Source organism: Pseudoxanthomonas japonensis (assembly GCF_043632995.1).
GTDB classification, from domain to species: Bacteria; Pseudomonadota; Gammaproteobacteria; order Xanthomonadales; family Xanthomonadaceae; genus Pseudoxanthomonas_A; species Pseudoxanthomonas_A japonensis.
On the sequence record NZ_CP171633.1, the window covers coordinates 180,670 to 199,163 of the forward strand.

The 18,494-nt window shown below is 58.8% G+C and carries 16 protein-coding genes; all 16 read right to left on the reverse strand.

Going from position 1 to position 18,494, the window contains the following annotated elements; all coding sequences use genetic code 11:
- Positions 1-8: 8 nt before the first annotated feature.
- Positions 9-2,441: a type IV secretion system protein TraC gene (traC, locus tag ACGHX3_RS20355; RefSeq protein ID WP_394697360.1), complete on the reverse strand. Its 2,433-nt coding sequence runs from the start codon at positions 2,439-2,441 to the stop codon at positions 9-11.
- A gap of 18 nt (positions 2,442-2,459) precedes the next feature.
- Positions 2,460-2,828, reverse strand: coding sequence for a TraA family conjugative transfer protein (traA, locus tag ACGHX3_RS20360; protein ID WP_394697361.1), 369 nt, complete (start codon positions 2,826-2,828; stop codon positions 2,460-2,462).
- 19 nt (positions 2,829-2,847) lie between these two features.
- Entirely contained in the window at positions 2,848-3,540 is a 693-nt protein-coding gene (gene traV / locus ACGHX3_RS20365) for a type IV conjugative transfer system lipoprotein TraV (protein ID WP_394697362.1), read from the reverse strand.
- Positions 3,541-3,612: 72 nt separating this feature from the next.
- On the reverse strand, positions 3,613-4,896 hold the full coding sequence (locus tag ACGHX3_RS20370; RefSeq protein ID WP_394697363.1) for a TrbI/VirB10 family protein: 1,284 nt from the start codon (positions 4,894-4,896) through the stop codon (positions 3,613-3,615).
- 9 nt (positions 4,897-4,905) lie between these two features.
- On the reverse strand, positions 4,906-5,943 hold the full coding sequence (locus ACGHX3_RS20375; protein ID WP_394697364.1) for a type-F conjugative transfer system secretin TraK: 1,038 nt from the start codon (positions 5,941-5,943) through the stop codon (positions 4,906-4,908).
- A gap of 16 nt (positions 5,944-5,959) precedes the next feature.
- On the reverse strand, positions 5,960-6,571 hold the full coding sequence (locus ACGHX3_RS20380) for a TraE/TraK family type IV conjugative transfer system protein (protein WP_394697365.1): 612 nt from the start codon (positions 6,569-6,571) through the stop codon (positions 5,960-5,962).
- Positions 6,568-6,855 (reverse strand): type IV conjugative transfer system protein TraL, encoded by a 288-nt coding sequence (gene traL, locus ACGHX3_RS20385; protein WP_394697366.1) that lies wholly within the window; start codon positions 6,853-6,855, stop codon positions 6,568-6,570. The genes ACGHX3_RS20380 and traL overlap by 4 nt, the downstream gene beginning before the upstream one ends.
- Before the next feature lie 210 nt (positions 6,856-7,065).
- Entirely contained in the window at positions 7,066-7,581 is a 516-nt protein-coding gene (locus ACGHX3_RS20390; RefSeq protein WP_394697367.1) for a hypothetical protein, read from the reverse strand.
- Positions 7,582-7,996: 415 nt separating this feature from the next.
- Positions 7,997-11,386 carry a conjugal transfer protein TraG N-terminal domain-containing protein gene (locus ACGHX3_RS20395; protein ID WP_394697368.1) on the reverse strand — a complete coding sequence of 1,130 codons (3,390 nt, stop codon included), beginning with the start codon at positions 11,384-11,386 and terminating at the stop codon, positions 7,997-7,999.
- Positions 11,387-11,400: 14 nt separating this feature from the next.
- Complete coding sequence (locus ACGHX3_RS20400) at positions 11,401-12,831, reverse strand: conjugal transfer protein TraH (protein WP_394697369.1); 1,431 nt, start codon at positions 12,829-12,831, stop codon at positions 11,401-11,403.
- Positions 12,831-13,826, reverse strand: a complete 996-nt coding sequence (locus ACGHX3_RS20405; protein WP_394697370.1) for a conjugal transfer protein TraF — start codon at positions 13,824-13,826, stop codon at positions 12,831-12,833. Before ACGHX3_RS20405 ends, ACGHX3_RS20400 begins: the two co-directional genes overlap by 1 nt.
- A 319-nt stretch (positions 13,827-14,145) precedes the next feature.
- On the reverse strand, positions 14,146-14,880 hold the full coding sequence (locus tag ACGHX3_RS20410) for a hypothetical protein (RefSeq protein WP_394697371.1): 735 nt from the start codon (positions 14,878-14,880) through the stop codon (positions 14,146-14,148).
- An 8-nt stretch (positions 14,881-14,888) separates the two neighbouring features.
- Positions 14,889-15,515, reverse strand: a complete 627-nt coding sequence (locus tag ACGHX3_RS20415; protein WP_394697372.1) for a hypothetical protein — start codon at positions 15,513-15,515, stop codon at positions 14,889-14,891.
- A 552-nt stretch (positions 15,516-16,067) separates the two neighbouring features.
- Positions 16,068-16,508 carry a hypothetical protein gene (locus ACGHX3_RS20420; RefSeq protein ID WP_394697373.1) on the reverse strand — a complete coding sequence of 147 codons (441 nt, stop codon included), beginning with the start codon at positions 16,506-16,508 and terminating at the stop codon, positions 16,068-16,070.
- Positions 16,508-17,494 carry a ParB/RepB/Spo0J family partition protein gene (locus tag ACGHX3_RS20425; RefSeq protein ID WP_394697374.1) on the reverse strand — a complete coding sequence of 329 codons (987 nt, stop codon included), beginning with the start codon at positions 17,492-17,494 and terminating at the stop codon, positions 16,508-16,510. The genes ACGHX3_RS20420 and ACGHX3_RS20425 overlap by 1 nt, the downstream gene beginning before the upstream one ends.
- Complete coding sequence (locus ACGHX3_RS20430; protein ID WP_394697375.1) at positions 17,491-18,360, reverse strand: ParA family protein; 870 nt, start codon at positions 18,358-18,360, stop codon at positions 17,491-17,493. Before ACGHX3_RS20430 ends, ACGHX3_RS20425 begins: the two co-directional genes overlap by 4 nt.
- Positions 18,361-18,494 lie beyond the last annotated feature (134 nt).

Consider the following 18,494-nt stretch of genomic DNA (forward strand, 5'->3'; position numbering starts at 1 on the left):
CCTTTCAATTAACCAGCGAGGCGTTCCGAGAAGTCCTTCACTTCGACGCCGCGATCACGCAGCACCGAGTGGATGGCGCCCATCAGGCTCTGTCCCTTATCGCGATACGACTTGATGGCCATGACGTCCTGAGCCTTGGAGGAGAACATGAGCTTCTCGACATCCGACACGACCAGTCGTCCGATGCCGATGCCGAAGGCGTTGTTGATGAGGATCTCCGAGTAGTCGCCCGGAACCGTGTGCACCGTGGAGAGCAAGCGGAATCCGCCCTCACCCAGCTCAAGTCGGTTCTCCTTCTTCACCTGCGCGATCGATTCCTTCTTCTGGCCCAGCAGCAGCATGTGAGCCGAGTTCTCGACCATTGCCATGGCGCCAGCGTTTACGTACAGGTCGTTCACCGACTGGGTACAGATGCCTGCGCTGCCGCCGAACTTTCGGATCTGGCGATAGAACGTCTCGATGAACTTCTGGGTCTCGTTGGACGCCAGCAGTGCAAAGGCTTCGTCAACCAGCAGCAGCTTCGGCATATCGCGCGGTAGCGCGTTCATTGCCTGCTGGATCTGGTTCAACAGCTGCAGAAGCACGACACGCTGAAGGTGCATGCGGCCGGAAAGCTGCTGGAGTTCCAGCACCACCATGCGCGCATCCATGCGTAGGTTGTTCACGCCATTGAAGTAGCGTCCGAACTCACCCTTTGAGGTGAAGGAGAAGAGCTGGTGTCCGACGTCCTTCAGGCGAGGATCCTCCTCACCAACCAGCATGTCGGCAATCATGTCCACAGTCGTTGCCGTGCTGTTTTCGTCCCAGCACGACTTCAGAACCCGCTTCAGACCGGACAACTGGAAGTCCGAGAGACCCTGACTCGGTGCCGCCATGACCGTCAGGATGCCCGTCAGGATGTCGGCCTCCTCCTCGTAGTTCTGCACACCCGAGAAGGGGTTCATGCACACATTCGAGCTCGCATCGAACTCGATGTACTGCCCGTCCAAGAACTCGCAAATCTGCTTGTACGAGAAGCCTTTGTCGATGATCCATGCACGACCGCCCATGCTCAGGAAGTTGGTCGTCAGGGCGTTGGCAAGGAAGGATTTACCCATGCCCGACTGGGCACAGATGAGGAAGTTGTAGTTGCCGTCCGAATCGTAGGGAGAGAAGGACATCAACTGGCCATCTCGTCCAAACAGGGTCAGCATCGGCGTGCCGGTACCGGCCCAGCTGGAGACCAGCGGCAGCATGGCCACGCAATGGCGCGTGGGCATCAGCTTGTAGCGGCCCAGCGCATCTTCCATGTCCGCGCTTGCCGCGAACGGAAGCATCTGGAAGAACATCGGGCCGACCATGAAGGCATCGTCCTGCAGGGAGAAGCCGATCTCCTGGAAGGCACTCTTGAGGTCACTGGCGGCTTGAATGAGGCGGTCGTTGTCCGGCGCGAACACAGACGCACCGATGTAGGCGCGGATCATGCGATCGCCGTCGTTGACGGCCTTCACTGCAATGTCGGTGGACTGCTTCTGCTTGGCGTAGTCCGGGATGTACTTTGAGAGCGGACCATCCGCATTCTTGGTCGCCCACGTGTTCTTGGCGAAAAGCTTGGAACGCTCATCGTCCGGATCTGGATAGATGATGTTGACGGTGATGACCGTGGGCTCACGCAGAGCGCGTGTACCACGCATCAGGTCGCCGACGTACTTCATGGCCATGCCCGGGAAAACATCGTCCGGGTAGTGCTTGACGCTCATGACTCGGACTTGGGCAAATTCACCCAAGTGAAGCTTGTTTCGCTCAATGTCGACGCAGGTGTCGAGATCGAGGATCTGATCGCAAAGGAGCTTGTCCTCGTCGTACTGCGAGAACGGCAGCGCCTTCCATCCGGCAGTCGGCGAATGGTTGAGCAAGGTTTCCATGACGCGCTTGTAGGAGCGTGCCGTCATGTTCTCCGGTCGGAATCCAGCAGTCTTAAGGCCGGCCTTGATGGTCGACATCTGCTCCGACAGACGCGCCAGCTGCGCCTCGTTCGGAGGCGTCGTGCCATGCGGTACCTGGACGGTTACGTAAAGCTGCATGTTTCGCAGCTTCGCCTGATGGGTCTTGGAGATCTGTCGGCCAGTCAGGCTCCGCAGGTACTCCACGCGCGAACGCGACAGACCCTGCAAGGTCTCGTCCTTCTGTTCCTGACGAATCACCATGAAGTTGTGGAGAGTCGACTCCAGATCGGGGCTCGCATACAGCACAAACTGCATGAGAGTCCCGTTCGGGAGGTTGGTATTCAGCAGAGAGTTCAAGCTCTGCTGCGTCACATCGCTGAAGCCGGTCAACGGGTTGCAAATGAAGCCGAAGCCGAGCTTGTCCGGTGAGATGATGAAGATGTCATTGTCGCTGTCGAAGGCGTTCATGACACCGAACACCCGCTCGCGGATCTCTGCTCGTTCCTTTGCTTTCACGTTGACCGGCTCCGCAACTTACAGCGTGAAGCCGGCGGTGAACACGCCGTCGATGATGCCCGGGCCGAAGGCGAACGAAGCGGCGAACAGGATGCCGATCGCGAATGCCCAGATGCTCTGCTTGGCCACGCCCATGATCATGCCGATCAGGAAGGCGCTGACGGCGATGGTCTTGCCCAGCACACCCTCGGTCCAGCCCAGCACCAGATCGTACAGGTCCTGGAATTCCGAGCCGCCGCTTGCGGCGCCGCCGCTCGATGCCAGTGCCTGACCGATCACCATGGCAGCCAGCAGCAGCATCAGGCCGTTGTCCTTGACGAAGGCGACCGCACGGTTTTCCGGCTTGGAGACCACGGCCGCGCCTGCGTCCACATTCATGTTGTTCATCTGCGTTCCTCTTGAAAAATTAGCGCTGTGGGTTGAAGTTGTTGCTGGTGGTTCCTGATGCCGGTTCGTTCGACGCCACCTCGTCGTCCGCTGCCGCTGCCTGCCCTCTCAAAAGGGAAAACGTGTTCGCTGCTTCGGGCATGCGCTGCCCAACCCGCCACTTCCGTGGCTCGATTTCCGAATAGATGATTCCGCCCATGTGCAGGTCGCCCTGCTCGTCTTCCCAGGGTGCGACGAAGATCCGCATGATCTTTGCCGACTCGCGGTATGCGTCACCGGTGGGCATTGCGGAAGCCGCCTTGACCCCACGGCTCAACACTTCCGCTTCCTGCCTGGTCGGCGCGATCTGTGCAGTTGGCCGCGCGAGGGACAGAGAGTCGTTCGCACCAACCGAGAGACCGGTCAGCACGGGATTGCAGCAACGATCCGGGCCCACGGCGGTCGCTGAAGGCGCGGCTACTGCAACCGGCTGCACAACGATCGACTGAGCAGCTTCCTGCTTCCTGCCCTTCTTCGACTCCGACACCTCGTCAAGATTGGAGGTGTGGTTGGTTGCCTCGTAGACCTCCACCGGATTCATGCATCGGAAGCCATCGGGCGCTGGGCATGAGAAGTCGCCGCCGGTCATCGAGGCGCACGCACTAAGCGCGAGGACCGTACCGACGGATGCGAGACACTTCAGAGTCGTAAACAGGTTTTTCAAGATAAGCATGTGTCCTCCTGACGTGATCAGGCTACAAAGGAAGGTGTGCGATGAACCCCCGTATGGGAGGGGCGATTTCCCTTACCTAGAAGGGGTTCGTGCTCGCAGTGGCGGCAAGGAAATGCCGCGCACAAGGACAAGAGTCACTTCTCGCCCCGCGTCGATCTCAACGACCGGATGCATCTGGTCCGCGAGATCCAGGTAGTACTTGGCGATTCGATCCATCGCCGTGCTTGCGCCACCAAAGGCGCCCGATTCCATCGCGTACCCGGAGTCCATACCGCTTCCCGGCACCTGGCCACGGATGTTTCCGCTGAAGGCTTGCGAGATACCGTCGGCCAAACCAGCCAAGCTGGCTCGGGCAAGGACAGCGCCCTGCTTGCTCACCAGTCGTCCACGAACACCAGCCTTGCCGTCGTTGCCGACAACCCAGCCCTGCAGCTTGACGTCGATGACCGAACGGTCGGTGCGGATGCAGGACAAGTTCTCGGCGCGAAGCATTGCTCGCTCAGTCGCAAGGTCGCCGTGGCCTGCCGCGATGATCATGCATTCGCGGAAGTCAGCCAGGTAGCGATTCGGGAGAATGGATTCCTTCTTGACCCGGATGAGCACAGGCGTGGGTTCTTTCATCGCGCCCTGACCTGTCGGAGCATCCAGACCAGTCAGGAGGACGCCTTGGATCATGGAACCCGAAGGTGTGTAGGTCTCAGCGAGCTTGCCTGCCTCACCCTGCTGAGCCGACTTCGGCGGCGCATCAACCGTCCCGCCATCCGAGCGGGGGGCGCTCACGGGGGCTGCAGTCGGCGAAACCGCCGCCGGAGTCACCACCTGCGGTGCGCCAATGGTCCTGATCCCGCCATAGGCCTGCGGCGTCGGCTGCGCTACAGGCGTGCCCACTCCCGGTCCAGCTTGGCCACCCGGCGCAACGTTTGCCGCACCACTTGCCTGCAGCTTCACCAGCTGCTCAACAACATCGCGAATCTCGGTGACTTCCTTTCGCAGCGCCTGGGTCGCTTCCTGGGCCTGTGCCGCGCCACTGTCACCCTGCGACTGGCCTTCGACCTGGGACTTCAGCTTGTCGATCAGCTCCTTGTCGCGTGCACGATCCCGGCTCAGTACGTCGATCTCGCGCGGCAACGAACTCAGGCCCATCTTTTTCGCTGAGTCGCCGCCTGGAAGCAGAGCGTTCTCGATGCGCGATGCGGCGATACGCTCCTTGCGCGGCTTGTCCGATCCACCCGTAAGGATCACCACAAGCATGCAGACCAGGATCAGGGAGCCGAACACACCGATGACCATCGTCATCTTCTTCTGGCCCGCCGGCATCGATTCCCACTTCTGCTGCAGAGTTCCACTCTTCTTCATGGTCATTCCTTAGCGGCCAAAGCCGGTGCTCAGCAGCGACGGACGCTGGTTGGTCTCTACTTCCACGTGCTGTCGCACGGCGACGTACAGTTCGGCCGACTGCCCCGGTGCCAGCTTTTGGCTTGGCCAAGTGGCGGCTCCGATCAGTGCGGGGGAGTCGCACTTGGACTCATCAACGGTGATCGGCTGATAGCTCCGATTGGTGATGCGGCTGACGATCACCACCATCGAATTGCCGGTGATCAGCTGCTGGGGAGCGATCTCCACACCCGGCATGTTGCAGTCCGGCATCTGCGCCGGGACTCGGCGGATGGCCTGGAATCCATACCCCTCCGGCACACGACCCAGGGCGATCTCACGGAACGTCGACTTGACCACCTCGACGAACGGTTGGTCTGATTCCCAGCCCTTCGCCATTTCGGTATTGGCCACCGAGAAACCTGTTTCCGCGCTGGGCACATAGCCAGCCACGTTGACCTTCACACTCACCGGGCTGATGGCATCTGGCACCATGGTGATCGAGATGGCATTGAAGGGGTCGCCCTTCTCGTAGACCATCAGAGCGATTTCGTCCTGCAGCAGGGTCGATACGTAAATGACACCCCGCTCTGCAGAGATCGTGGCAACGCTCGTCGTCTTGATCTCCGGGTCGCGGAAAGGAGTGATGATCCGGTTCACATGGGAGAGGGCTATGCCGAAAGCCTTGTTCTGCCCGGAGACAACCTCGATCTCCGGCGGCGGCGCCGGCAGGATCTTCCGCGGACGCATCGGAATCTGGTTCGCAGCGGCTTGGGCTTGCATCTCTACCTGCTGCAGAACGCCTGCGTTCACTGCTCCGCCAGGCGCTGCTTGGGGTGCGGCCGGTGTGGGCAACACGCGCGGTTCGGGAGTCGTTCCCAACGGCCGCTCACCTGGGAGGGTGCTGGCGGTAGCCACTGCGGCCGCACCGGGCTTCATGTCTTGCGGGGCGAGTACCTGCGCTGCAGCGGAACCCGTCGACATGACAGCTGCCACGCCGAGAACGATGTGATGGATGCGGTTCTTCATTTCGTACCTTCAGGAATCAGTTCTTGGGGGCCGCAGCGATCTGAGCTTCGAGCTCTTTCTCATTCGGGGCTGACCAGGGGCCTTCGTAGGTCTTCAGGCTCACCAGCTGCACGGAGTAGTTCCGAACGTCAAGGCCAAGCTCGTAGGTGCGAACCATCTTCTGTTCGCTATTTCGGGCGCCTCGGATCCAGTAGTCGCCGCTGACGATCACCTTCTTGATGCCCGGGTGATAGAAGACCTCCTTGGGAGCGAACTGGATCGAGATCTGCTCACCCTTGATCTGATCGGCCTGTTCCGTCACCGCGGCAACCATTTCCCTGTGGGCTTCTGGTGCTACGTAACGCGACACGTTGTCCGCCAGAAACGGCGCGGTGGTTGGCGTGACGTTGCCCAACATCGTCGCCAGGGATAGCCCGAAGGACTCCTTGAAGGCGGCATCTGCGTCATCGGCTGTGACGCTTGCCTCACCCAGCAGTCGCGGGGGGACCAGCACGACCGTCTTGTCCTTGGCGATCAGCGCAATGCCCAGGAGCAGGTTGCAGATCAGCATTGCGCCGCCGAAGGCGATCAGAAACTTGTTTTGCAGGTGAAGACCATTCCATGTCCTCTCGAAAATTCCGAGCTTCATGCTGGGTAGACTCGCTTGATGAAGGGGTTGATAGCGGCGCGGCCCTTGTAGCTGATGATTCCGATCCAGTAGAGGGCGTGATACATGAAGTGGTCGGGGCGGCTGTCGCGGTACTTGGTGAGCCAGCGGCTTGCGACCACGCCCAGCGTGATGCAGATCAAGGGGCGGTCAGTGATGATTCCCGCGCACATGAAGAAGCCGAAGGGAATCAGCTGGTCCAGCGTCCAGAACAGCAGCCGCTGTGGCGTGTTCAGGTATCGCGGGAAAGGCATGATCTGTGACACGGTTGGCCTCATCGGTGGGGTGTGACCAAGGTAGACCTCCGCATACGCGTTGAACCCTCGTATGGGTTGGGTCTAAACCGGGGTCCTTTCTCGCATTCGTTGCAGGCAGCCAGCCCTCCGTCCATACGCGACAGAGAGGGTTTCTCGATCAGGTGTTGGCTAGTCCTGAGCTGAGGGCAAAAAAAAGCCCGCTTGCGCGGGCTCTTCTTCTTACACTTCTTCTGGCTCAGTCTCGTAGATCGGCGCCTGGTAGAAACCACGCGCTTCGTCAATGTACTCGTCAGAGATCATCCGGCTTCCGGACTTCTCTGTACTATCACTGATGCTGTATCGATCACTCTCTGAGTAGTCGAACATAGGGGTACGCCCCTGATACTCGGCCATCTGCTCCCAGCCTTCCGGGGGCTCAACGAGCGGAGGTTCGTCACTATCGACTTCATCAAGGAACGCCTGTTCTGCACGGCGACGCTCATCGTCTTCATGGCTGGACCGTTGGGCAACTGCAACCTCCGGTGCGGAGGCTTTAACGGTTGGCGCCAGGGAGGGTTCAACTGCCGGACGCGGCAAGAGAACGGGGGTCGGCAGGACCTGGGCAACAGGTAGTTCTGGAAGTGCTTTCGGCTCTTGAGTCCGATCGGCCTTTAGGGCGCCGAGTGGATCCATCAAGGTGAAAACAACAATCAGGATGGGTAGAACAACAAGGAAAACTGCTGTATTGGAGATCATGGTCATTCCATAGTGAATGGACCATGCGCCTGTGGGCGGATGGCCCAGAGGCGGGTTGGAGGGGGAAGGAACCCCAGTCGTGGTCTGCGTCGCAGATTCGCGATCATCCTATGGTGCCTCTGTGCAGGAATCAAGCGCCCCAATCCACCACTTAGCGCATGAGCTATAGTGGGTCCATTAATGGAGGTGCCCTATGGCTTACGTGTTCATAATTCTGCTCGCCGCCGGCATCTTTCTGTATGTCGCATTCCGCGGTTCTTCCACGCCTCGGCAGGGTTCCGATCAGGACGACGACATGGAGACTTACAACCCTGTTCGGGGTGCAAGCGACGACACCTACGCTAGGGCGTGGGGTACGAAGAACGGATTGGATGACTGAAGAAGGCCCCCAAATGGGGGCCTTCTTTATTTCGCCTTAGTCGCCAATGGGCTTTGGCAATGGCCGCTCATCGATAGACTCTCTGACCATGGCTGAACCGATACCTGATCCGGTGAAACCACCGCCGCCAGCAGCATTCATCATGTCGTTCGTAGTCGGATCACCACCGAACAACGCATTCTTCTGATGCTGCGACAGGTTCTGCATCGACTGCTCAACCCGGTCCGCATCAGCATTGGTCAAGTACGCATTGCTGAACTCACCCCTGCTCTCATTCAGCAGTCGCGCTGCAGCGACGACGTTGACTGTATCGGCATCGGTCACGTTCTTTGAGAATCCACTCTCTGCAGTGACTTCCCTACGCAGTTCTTCGTAGCGTGTCAGCCCGGAGTCCCCAACCATAGCCCTGCCCTCGTCGCGCTGAAGAACGGGCCCGCCTGCTCCTGTCGCCTCTGGAATTGAGCCATCGCGGCCGTTGGCCATGTAGCCATTGAAGATGGCCAGCCCAGACGGGCTCGATCCCTCAGCACCCCAGAAGTCACCAATCGACCGCGCGTAGGTCAGGTCTGGAGTCTTCACACCCTGGTTCAGACTCTCCCGAAGGTTCCCACGTCCTTCCTCCTGCACGTCCTGTCGTGACGCGCCGTAGTTGTTATTGAAGAAATCATCGCGAACATCACGCTGGGCCATGTTGGAAGCACTGTCAGCCGCAGTAGTGACGCGATCGGCGTTAACACCTGATCCGGCCGCAATGTCGCTTGTGACTGCATCACGGATCCCATTCGCATTCGGGATGCTGCTCATCGAAAGGCCAGATGTTGCTTGACTTGCTTGACCATAGACGGGGGCATTGTCCTGAAGTCCAGCATTGCTAGACGCGTTACCCACGCTTGCGCCTGCCGCACCGACGGAGTACTTGTTCGTCAAGTCGGCCAGTGCCTCGAAACGGTCTCCTTCGCTACCCGGAGTGATCGAGTAGTACCCAGCACCATTGCCAGCCAGCGTCATGCCAGCGGCCATTGCACGGGCCTGGTTGTCATCGCCCGAGAAGAATCCTGCCCCACGCCACTCCTGAACCTGGCTGAGGTTCTTCTGATAGGCTGCAGAGCCACCAGTTTCAACCGCGGCCGCAACTGCGTCCTGGACGGCACCGGATCCTCGCTGACTGACGTGCCAGCTCCAGTCCTGCACCGACGTTCCAGTCAGATTGCTTGCGGTTGTCGACATCCGCTCTGCCTGGGAATACTGGTCAGATGCGGACTTGAGGTCCTGCGATGCTTGCGACTTGGTATAGGAATCAAGGATGGACTGCGCGGCGGAACTTCCTTCCTGCGCCATCCGGCCGAGCATGTCGACCTTCTGAGATGCAGACTCAGCCTTCAATACACGATCCAAGCCCGCGCGTTCGGACTGGGAAAGCTTGCTTGAATTACCAAACGAGGAGTCTTCACTCGACGTCTGCCGGTTCGCAGTGCTGATGCCCCCCTGGACGATCGACGTAGCCTTGCCGGTGCCACCACCTTTCCCACCCTCGCCAGCTCCGCCAGCACCACCTCCAGACGCAGTACTTGATCCGTTTGATGTCAGGCCGATGTTCTTATCCAGGCTTGTCGAATCGCTGGTCTTCTTGTCGCGGCTGGACTGATCGCTCACGTCCGAACCGACCGACTGGCCGCGTGTGAAGCTGGTGCCATCTCCAATGGAGTCCGAGACCTGTGACGTAACGCCGCTGGTCGTGCTGACACTCTGGGTAGAAGAGAGCGAGCTATTGATGGCATTGTTCAATGTCGTGGACGCCGTTCTGCTGGCTGTTTCCATGGCACTTCTTGCACTCTCAACGGAAGCACTGGCGGAACTTCCGATATTGAACGAACCGCCAAGGTTCTCGACACCGGTCATTGCTGTACCAGCGCCTCCAGAGTGCGACATCCTTGAACCAACGCTCATGACTTCGCCCATCTTCGCAAGGTCTGGCGACGTCATCTTCTCATTGACGTGATCACCACCGCCCAAGCGTCCGGCAAAACTGGTCATAGCTACAGCGCCGCCACTCAGAAGCAAGTAGCCCATCGGCGGCACCAGGGTCGCCATCCAGCCGCCAACCGAAATCCAGGTAGTCAGTTCCGAATTCAGCGCAGCGGCACCAGCGATGCTGGATAGCGGAACACCATGATTTGCTGCATGGAGTCGTTCCATGGCAGTCACGGCGTGCTGCACCATCGTGAGCTGAAACAGATCGACGGCAGCGAACATTGGCGCCCACGTAGTCACCCACAAGATGATTGTGAAGTACTTGCCAACCACACGCTGGCCGAATGTGCCCATGCCTGCGATGAGAGCCATAAACGGCGCTGCAATGAAGACGATGCACTCCAGGAACGCCATGAAGGGTCGCATGGCCTTGCGGAACATCACCTCACCGGCACCCCACTCGTCCTGCCGCTGGCGGTTACCCTGGATCAGCATCAGCTGGGCCTGAATGTCTTGCGGCGTCAGTGTGGAGGAACCTGCCACGGCCTCATCCATGATCTCCCTGATAGCAGAAGCCATCACGTGACTGTGGATGCTACTGGTCGCCGCACCGATGGCAGAAAAGGCGGAGTTAGCTGCACCAGTCGGGTCGGTAGAGTTTGACCTGGCATCCGTCATGGCCATCGCTGAATTCAGGAACGAACCGACCATACCGGCATCATTCGAGTCAACGATCAGTCGCTCCATTGCCGTATCACAGTCAAGGACCGCAGGACCCGTGGAGGTGATGTAGTTGACCGATGTCCACTTATCCCTGAAACCAATTCCTCCATCGGTTTCATGGAAGCTGAGTGGATTAGTGGCCGCCATCACCGCGTTCTGATCGACGGCGCCACGCTGAATGGCGGGGATGGTGCATTCGGCATAGTAGGAGCGCAGGTTGGTCTTGAAAGTCGACACCTTGCTCTGGGTGCCCTTCAGCCCTCCCAGATCCCAGCGACGCGTCATGTCCAGCAACTTGAGCGTGTTGCCGAACTGTCCACTGTTGACATCGAACTCTTCCATGCCCGGAACCGAGAATGCCTGCTGCATCTTCTCGGTGATCACCTTGCCGATTGTCGAGACGATGGTTGCCGGTGCAGCAACACCAATCGGCACATTGTCGACGGTGTAGGTCTGGAGCGTGTTGGCGCCAGGTGCGCCGTCCAGGGCATAGATCGTCGTGTCCACTTTGACCGAGAACATGCCAAGGATCAGGATGAAGCTGACGAACAGGTTCGGTAGCTCGACCTTCTGGCCACCTGACTCAATGGCCTTCAAGCCCATGAGCAGCAAACCGATCAGCATGCCGAAACCGCCCAATGCGAGCAGGAAGCCTTCGTTGCTCATCATGGCTACGCCATCGAGCACGCGCTTCATGAACAGGCCGTCTCCCAGTGAGTAGATCTCGAACATAGGGTCTTCCTTGATTACTTCGCGGGGGTGGTGGCCAGGAACGGCCGCTCAGATGAGGTTTCGCGAACGCGCATGTAGTAGTCCAGATGTGCGCTGCGGCTCTTGGTGCGTTCAAAGAAGGGGCGAGACTCTTCCCGAAGGCGCTGGGTAGCCTCTCGTGCCTTCTCGCGGAACTCCTGGGTGCCCTCCCCTTCTTCCGAACTAAGCGAGATCAGGATCGACTGCAGGTATTGGCCCATGATCTGAGAGACGACAGTCGCTGCCATCTCTTCAGAGAAGGTGTCCACGAACGCGATAGCTGCATCAGGATTGGTCTTAGCAAGGCTCAGGATGATCTGGCCGTATGAGCCAGTGTTGGTGATCCAGCCGATCTCGGAAGTCGTCGGCTCAGTCGCGCCGGGTACGCGGATCTTGGCAACCAGACCACCCTGTCCCGTTTCACCAATGAAGACCGTCTTGATCCGCTCCTCGATCCCCTTGAACGTCGGGATCTCGGTGGCACGCGGGTTCAGGCAGAGATCGTTGTCGTTGCAAACGATGCGAGTGACATTCCGGTTGCCGTTGCGCCCCTTGATGAGCTCACGCAACGTCATTGAGGGCTCGACGTAGTGAATCGAAACATCCTCGGCTGCCCCGCTCGCCTTGGCTCGCGCCGGACACGTAGCGTCAACGTTGGGCACACAAGCCACGATGGTTCCCGTGTAGGACATGACGTCCTCCATCAGTTCCTTCGTTACACCAATTCCCCACGATCCAAGGCCCTTGTCCTTCATGAGCCTCCATGCCTGGTTACCCTTGAAGACTTCATTTCGCATGGCGTTCGTCATGCGGGAGTTGGCCCAGGCCGATGGCGAGCGCCCCTCACCTCGGGCGGATGCATCTTCTCGGTCATCCCGCAGACCAGAAGCCATGCCGAACGCCTTGGACTTCTCCTGAATCGCACCTTCGAGTTTCGTGTCCCTGACCAGCTTTTCACCGATCTCACAGGCGTTGAGGTTGCCCATGTTCCACTTGTCCATCTTGTCCTGCAGGGCAGCCAGCTTCTCCTCACAGGTTGGGCACATGGCTGCTAGCGCGATCTTGAATGCATACATCACCGCCGCTGTTGCGATCGCTCGCATTGCCTGCTGCAGCTGCTCCTTCGTGATGAAGGAGAAGCTGCCGAAGAATGCGCTGATGCCGTTGCAACCGATCGACAAGCTCGGCGGCTGGAAGTTGTAGGCATTGATGTTCATCATCTTGTTGCGAACTTCGATCCCGCCGCCAGAGACGACGCCTCGCTTCGCTGACATGAAGATGTGGGGATCGGTCGTGTTCGACATTGCACCGAACATGTCACCCACAGCACGGTCAAAGCCTGTATCAGCCTTGGCCCCCTGGGAACCCAGCAAGAAAACGAGCGCCAATGCAGCTGCGGCAACCCACTTGATGAAATAGCTCGCCATTACTGTTTCCTCCAGGGCGTGTTACCACCCTCGTTCTGCGTGTTGAGTTGCTCGCCCCCGCCGTGAACACCGCCACGGCGCATGATCTTCAGTAGTTCCTGATCGGACGTACCCTGCGGCACCTCCTCAAGATCGACACCATCGGTCAGCAGCCTGCGCGGGAGCCCGTGCATTGCCGTCTCGTACTCATCCCTGGTGATCCAGTTCTGCGCCCTGGCAACCTCGACAAAGCGCTGCTTCAACTCAGGTAGCGAGCGCAGTCCCGCCGCCAACAGCACGACCTCATTCGTGTCCGGCTTAACCAGGTAGAGCGTGGGTGTGGTGCTGACCTGCAGCTGAGCTGCCTGTCCGTTGTCGACCACCCAGTTCGGGTGAGAGCCATCGATCATCGGTAGACCGTCGAGGCTGATGGGCAGGATCGACATCGGCGCTTCCTGCCGCATGTAGTCCAGGATGGGGTTCTGGCGCAGGCAGTACTGGCAAGTGGACTGGAAGAAGTACCAGACCCCCACTTGGCCGGCCAGTCGCTGGATGATCTCGCTCTGAGCAGCCTCCGTCGCATCGGAGATCTGCCGACGTGACACCGCCGTCACTGGATTGGAGATCGTCTCGTCCAGCGCTGTGTTCTGCTCTGCGACGGACCGGTACGTGTAAGCGAACCGCTCGGACAGATCCATCATGTACTTGTGGACGTACAGGAACATCTCCACGTTTTCCTTCGTGGGATTGTTGATGGCCTGGTCGCGTAGGCGATCGATGTTGTTCCGGATCCATTCCACACTCAGCGGCTTGTCCTGAGGCTGGCTCGGCTGGCTGGTCGGCGGCGGCTCGTCCGACTTGGGCGGCGGCGGCGGCGGCGGCTCCTCGTACCAGAACCAGCCATCTTCATGGCGGCCAAGAAACTGGTTTCGGGCGCCAGGTGCGGCGACGGCAGTCGTGCTGCCCTTCTGCTGTCCAGTCATCCCCTGCGGGCTCTGCACCCCTTGGGCGGGCATTGCTGTCCCCTGCCCTGCCGGCCTACTGATGGCCTGGTCGAACACCGCGCGTGGGTCGAGGGATGACTGGGCGCTGGCCTGTTGCAGGCCGGCCAATAGAGACAATGAGAGCAGGTAGGTTGCCCAGCGGCGTGGGCGCATCCTGCGAGTTACGGTTCTGCTGGCATTAGTCATGCCAGTCAGTGTGCGGGGCTCGAAATGTAACGAACCCAAGTATGGGATGGGTGAATCCCGGCGGTTAGAGGGGTGTTCGTTCCGCCCGTCGCCCACTTTTAATTGGTGGGAGGATTCTCACGTATTAGTGGTTTTTTGGCCTGGATCAATCCCAGCCGGTCCCCACCATCATGCGGAATGCCTTCGTGGTGGTCTCCTGATCGCTGATCTTCCGCTTGATGCGCGATACGCGACGCATGACAGGCTCGCCGCGCGTGGAGTTAGGCCTGCAACCCATGACTGAGCTCACCAGGCGGCAGTGGGGGCATTCGCCCTCGAGGGGTTCGCGAAGGTCGCGCTCGTCGAAGGTCAGCTGCAGGAAACGGTTCTTGCAACGCGGGCAGTCGGTCAAGAAGACATCCCGGCTCATGAATTTCCGTGCCAGGAGCACGTACATGTTGTACGGCGTTGTTTCGACATCCTGATGCGTAAAAACCTCATGGGCATCAATGGCGGCCAGGAAGACGTCTGCTGTCAGTGTGTAATTCGAGTCTGAGGCCAACACCTGCTCCAGCATCACCAGGAAGGCCGAAGCCTTCACGTGGGTGTAAGCGTCCTGGACCACTGTGCCCACCGACTGCAGCTTGCGCCCGGTCTGAACCAGCACTCGCGATTCTTTCTTTCCCAGGCGGGAGACCATCTCTCGGGTGAGGCCCGTCAAGTCCGCGATGTCGGGCGTCTTGAGCTTCATCTTCAGCAGCCTGACAGCGTTCCCAATTTCCTTGGAAACCTCATCATTCCTCAGTGCTGCACGGATCAGCAGAAGCGCCGAGTTCTGACTTGCGTCGACCGCATTGAGCGGCATACGGCGGGGCTTGAGCTTGCGAAGTTGTTGGGTCATGGCGCGACTCAGATCAATGCGTTGGTGTTGATTTGTCGGTTGCTGGTCAGCATGGCGCCGCCGGCAATGCGAAGGTGGTCAGCCTTCAGGCCTCCCGACAACATCTGGATGTAGCTCAGGAATGCCGGCGACAGGCGCAGGCGCGTGTTGCCGCCCCAGCTGGCCAGTCGGAGAACAGACTTCCGGGTCAGCACGCGGATTCGGTGGATCACGATGGGGCTCGGGAGGCGAAACACCGCACTGGCGACCTGCGGGTTTTCTGCGGTGAGGCCTCGCAGTACGAACCACCACTGCATGTCGAACAGGCGGCGCTCGGCCTGCCAGCCGGTCAACCTTTTACCGCCGCCGGCGTCGAGCAGGTCGATGGCTCGTTCACACGGGCCTGGCAAGCTTGCCGATTCCAGCTCCCGCTCCAGCTCGTCCAGGTTGTCGCATCCGAAGAGGATGTCGTTGCTCGCCAGCTCCATGAGCTGCTGTTCGGTAAGGAAGGTCAGCGTACGCAGACGCTCCTCATGACCGGCGAAGCCGAAAGCTTCCGCTGCTTCAGTTGGGTCATCCAGCATGGCCATCCGAAGCAGGTTCAGATAAGCCATATTGAATTCGACCAGATCGATGTTCCATGCACCTGTGTTCATCGCGACACGTTCTGTTGCCTTACCTAACAACCAGTATGTAACGGCAAAGAGTGCCGTCAATTTAGTTTGGGGGAACAGACTCAGCGCTCATTGCAGGCAGCAGCTCACTACCAGCACACACTTCCCCCTAAAAGCGGCGCGATTGTATTTGTTATCAATTGGTGTCGTTACTCAGCATGCTGCGCACTCGTCTTAAGCACAGTGCTCGGAAGCTGAACCGCGTTCAGGTGATTGCGTCAAAGAGTCGACGATTTACATCAAACATGGCGGCAATGCGGGTGACATGCCGCGCCCGTGTCCGGGCATCCCTTACGCACGGAGCGCAAAAACAACTTTCGTGCTTTGCGGGTGCGACAACTTGTCGCGGGCGGCGTCGGAATTTCGGCGCCCAATCCTTTTTTCGATTCCTTGACGAGCGTCACCGTTGTAATCAGGACCAATGCATGCAATTCGGCTCAGGTGCGCGAATGGAAAGCATCTTCTCTGTTGCAACGTGATGCAACTTCTGCCAGCTAGACGAGAAAGGCCGCCTCTCGGCGGCCTTTGCTCCCATCAAGCCTGCTTACGACGCCTCAAACTTCCCGGTGAGATCTCAGCCTGCGGCGTAGCGACTTGCTCAACCATCCTGGCAGGTACCGGCTCGGAATCGAGTCTGTGCTTTATTGCGGCTCGAATGATCATGGAAGGCAAGCCACTAAGAAGCGGATCAACACGCCTCACCTGGCGAACGGCCTCCTCAATCTGTGATTGCGACAGAGGAGTCAAGCCGATGTGCCTGCTTATCTCGAACTCGATATTGGCCTCACCTGCACCGATCTTGGTCAGGAAGCTTGGATGCTTAAGCAGTTGTGCCAATGCCTCCTCGACCCATCTACCACCACCCCTCGGGCCATAGATGGACGTGTAGGCGGAGACATACTTCTCTGCCATCGCCGCGGTCATACGAACCGATGTTGCTTTTGTGTGAGGGAGCTTCTTAACTGTGGTAGCCATCATTTCGCACTTTCAGTCAGCTGCTCCAGCATTTTCTTGAAAGCCTTAGTCACTGACTTAGTGTCGTTCCAGTTGATGTCAGTTGGAACCCGGTCACCTAGTACTTTCTCCATTAAGATCTTTACCACGCCCATGTCGCGCACCTTGCCCAGGCTCACATAGTCCTTCGTCCTTCTGGAAGGAGCCGAAGACCTGGTTGCCGCCACCTGCCCTGCCCCCCCCTCATTGCGATCATCCTGTGCTGGGAGCAATGAAGGTCCCGCCTCACGCGCAAGCAGTTCAGTGGCGAGGTCATCTTCAGATAGCTTCGCAAGCTCAGCGGCGTCAATGATGCTGGTGACACGACCAGACTCGATCGCATCGTGCAAGGCGCCAGAACCGACAAGGATGACTGCAAGTCGATAGGCCTGGATACGACCGTATCCAACTTCGTTTTCGAGAGCCTGCTGGACCTGCGTGTGCTTGATGCCTGCGACGACAGCGATGCCAATCTCCTGTAGGACGCCTCGAAGGGAGATTAGAAGCTCCGGGAAAGAGATGTCACGTCGCTGTGCGTTTTCTACATGCTGAGCAAGCCTCGTCAGCACCTTGGTCCGAATGTTCGCCTTGACCGTGGGTGCTCCCGCGAGCTTGCTTGCAAGCGTCCGACGGTAGCCGGCGATCAGCTGATAGCTATCGCCTCGACGCATAACGAGTATGGGGTTTATTAGTCCGACACCATCCTTGCCAATGGATTTGGCCATCTGACGAAGATCTTCGAGCTCCGCCTGCTTCGCTTCTGCTTGAGGGTCATCTTCAGCAATGAATTCAGGGTTATCCCAATCAAGCTTCACCAAACGATGGTTGTTTGGATCGGGAATAACAGATGAGACAGGAATCGAGAGAAACGTACCTGTGTCGTTAGCCTTGTTCTCGACCATTGCCGACACATTGTTTGTCGCTGTCGTTGCAGCCGAGAACCGCTGTCGCTTGCTGGGCTGACTCATGCTGCAACTCCCATTACCTTCGCGATGTGCTTAACCACTTCCTCTGCCTCACGCCTGGCAGCATTCTTGGCTGGGAGAGTGAAGACAGAGCCTGGGCGGGCACTATCGTGATCCGACTCCGCAAATGCCGTTCGCTGCGCAAGCTGAAGGGGAAGCATCATCGGCCCGAGCAGCGGATCTTCCAGGAGGCTCTGACGAATGCCTTCATGGAGAGCCACGTTGCTTCGGAACATGTTGGGCAGGATCCCGACATTGACGATCTCGTCGTTGTCGGCGCGAGTTCGAGACTCCTGCATCCAGAGCGCGAACATGCCTTCCAGGCCTTCAACGCTGTTTGGCTCCATCACTGACGGAACCACAACATGCGTAGCAGCCCTGATGGCGCTATGAACCAACGGACCCTTTGAGGGGGGCGTATCGATGATGATCAGGTCGTAGGCGGCTGCCACCTCCTCCTTTCGGAGGAATGTTCTCAGCGCACCATGCACGCGGGCGACCGCATCCTCGATCGTGACCTGTTCGATGGCGCGGAGCGCTTCACCGTTGCCCGGGAGGATCTCTAAATTCTCGATGCCGGTCGGGTATGGGACAACCTGCCCTGCCGTGAAGATGTCTGCGCTACTTGATGTCCCGATCCAGTCGAAGTCTTCTTCGGGGTCATAGTCAGGATGTACTGGCGGCCAGCTACCATCCGGCAGCTCAGGGTCGCGGACCATCTCAAGAAATCGCTTGCTAAGGTTGCACTGAGCGTCGAGATCGATCGCAAGTACACGCTGCCCCATTCGGGCGAAGCCAACGGCAAGAATCTTGCAGAGCGAGGTCTTTCCGACGCCGCCCTTGTTCTGTGAGACGCACAGGATCTTCAAAATCGCCTCCCCAACTGTATTGCTCTTCCCACGCAAGGTTGAGAGCACGGCTCCGTGCTACTTTACGGCGCACTGCGCTTTTGGTGCAACAGTGTCTACGTGATAGCGTATTGAGTATTCAATACACGGACGTT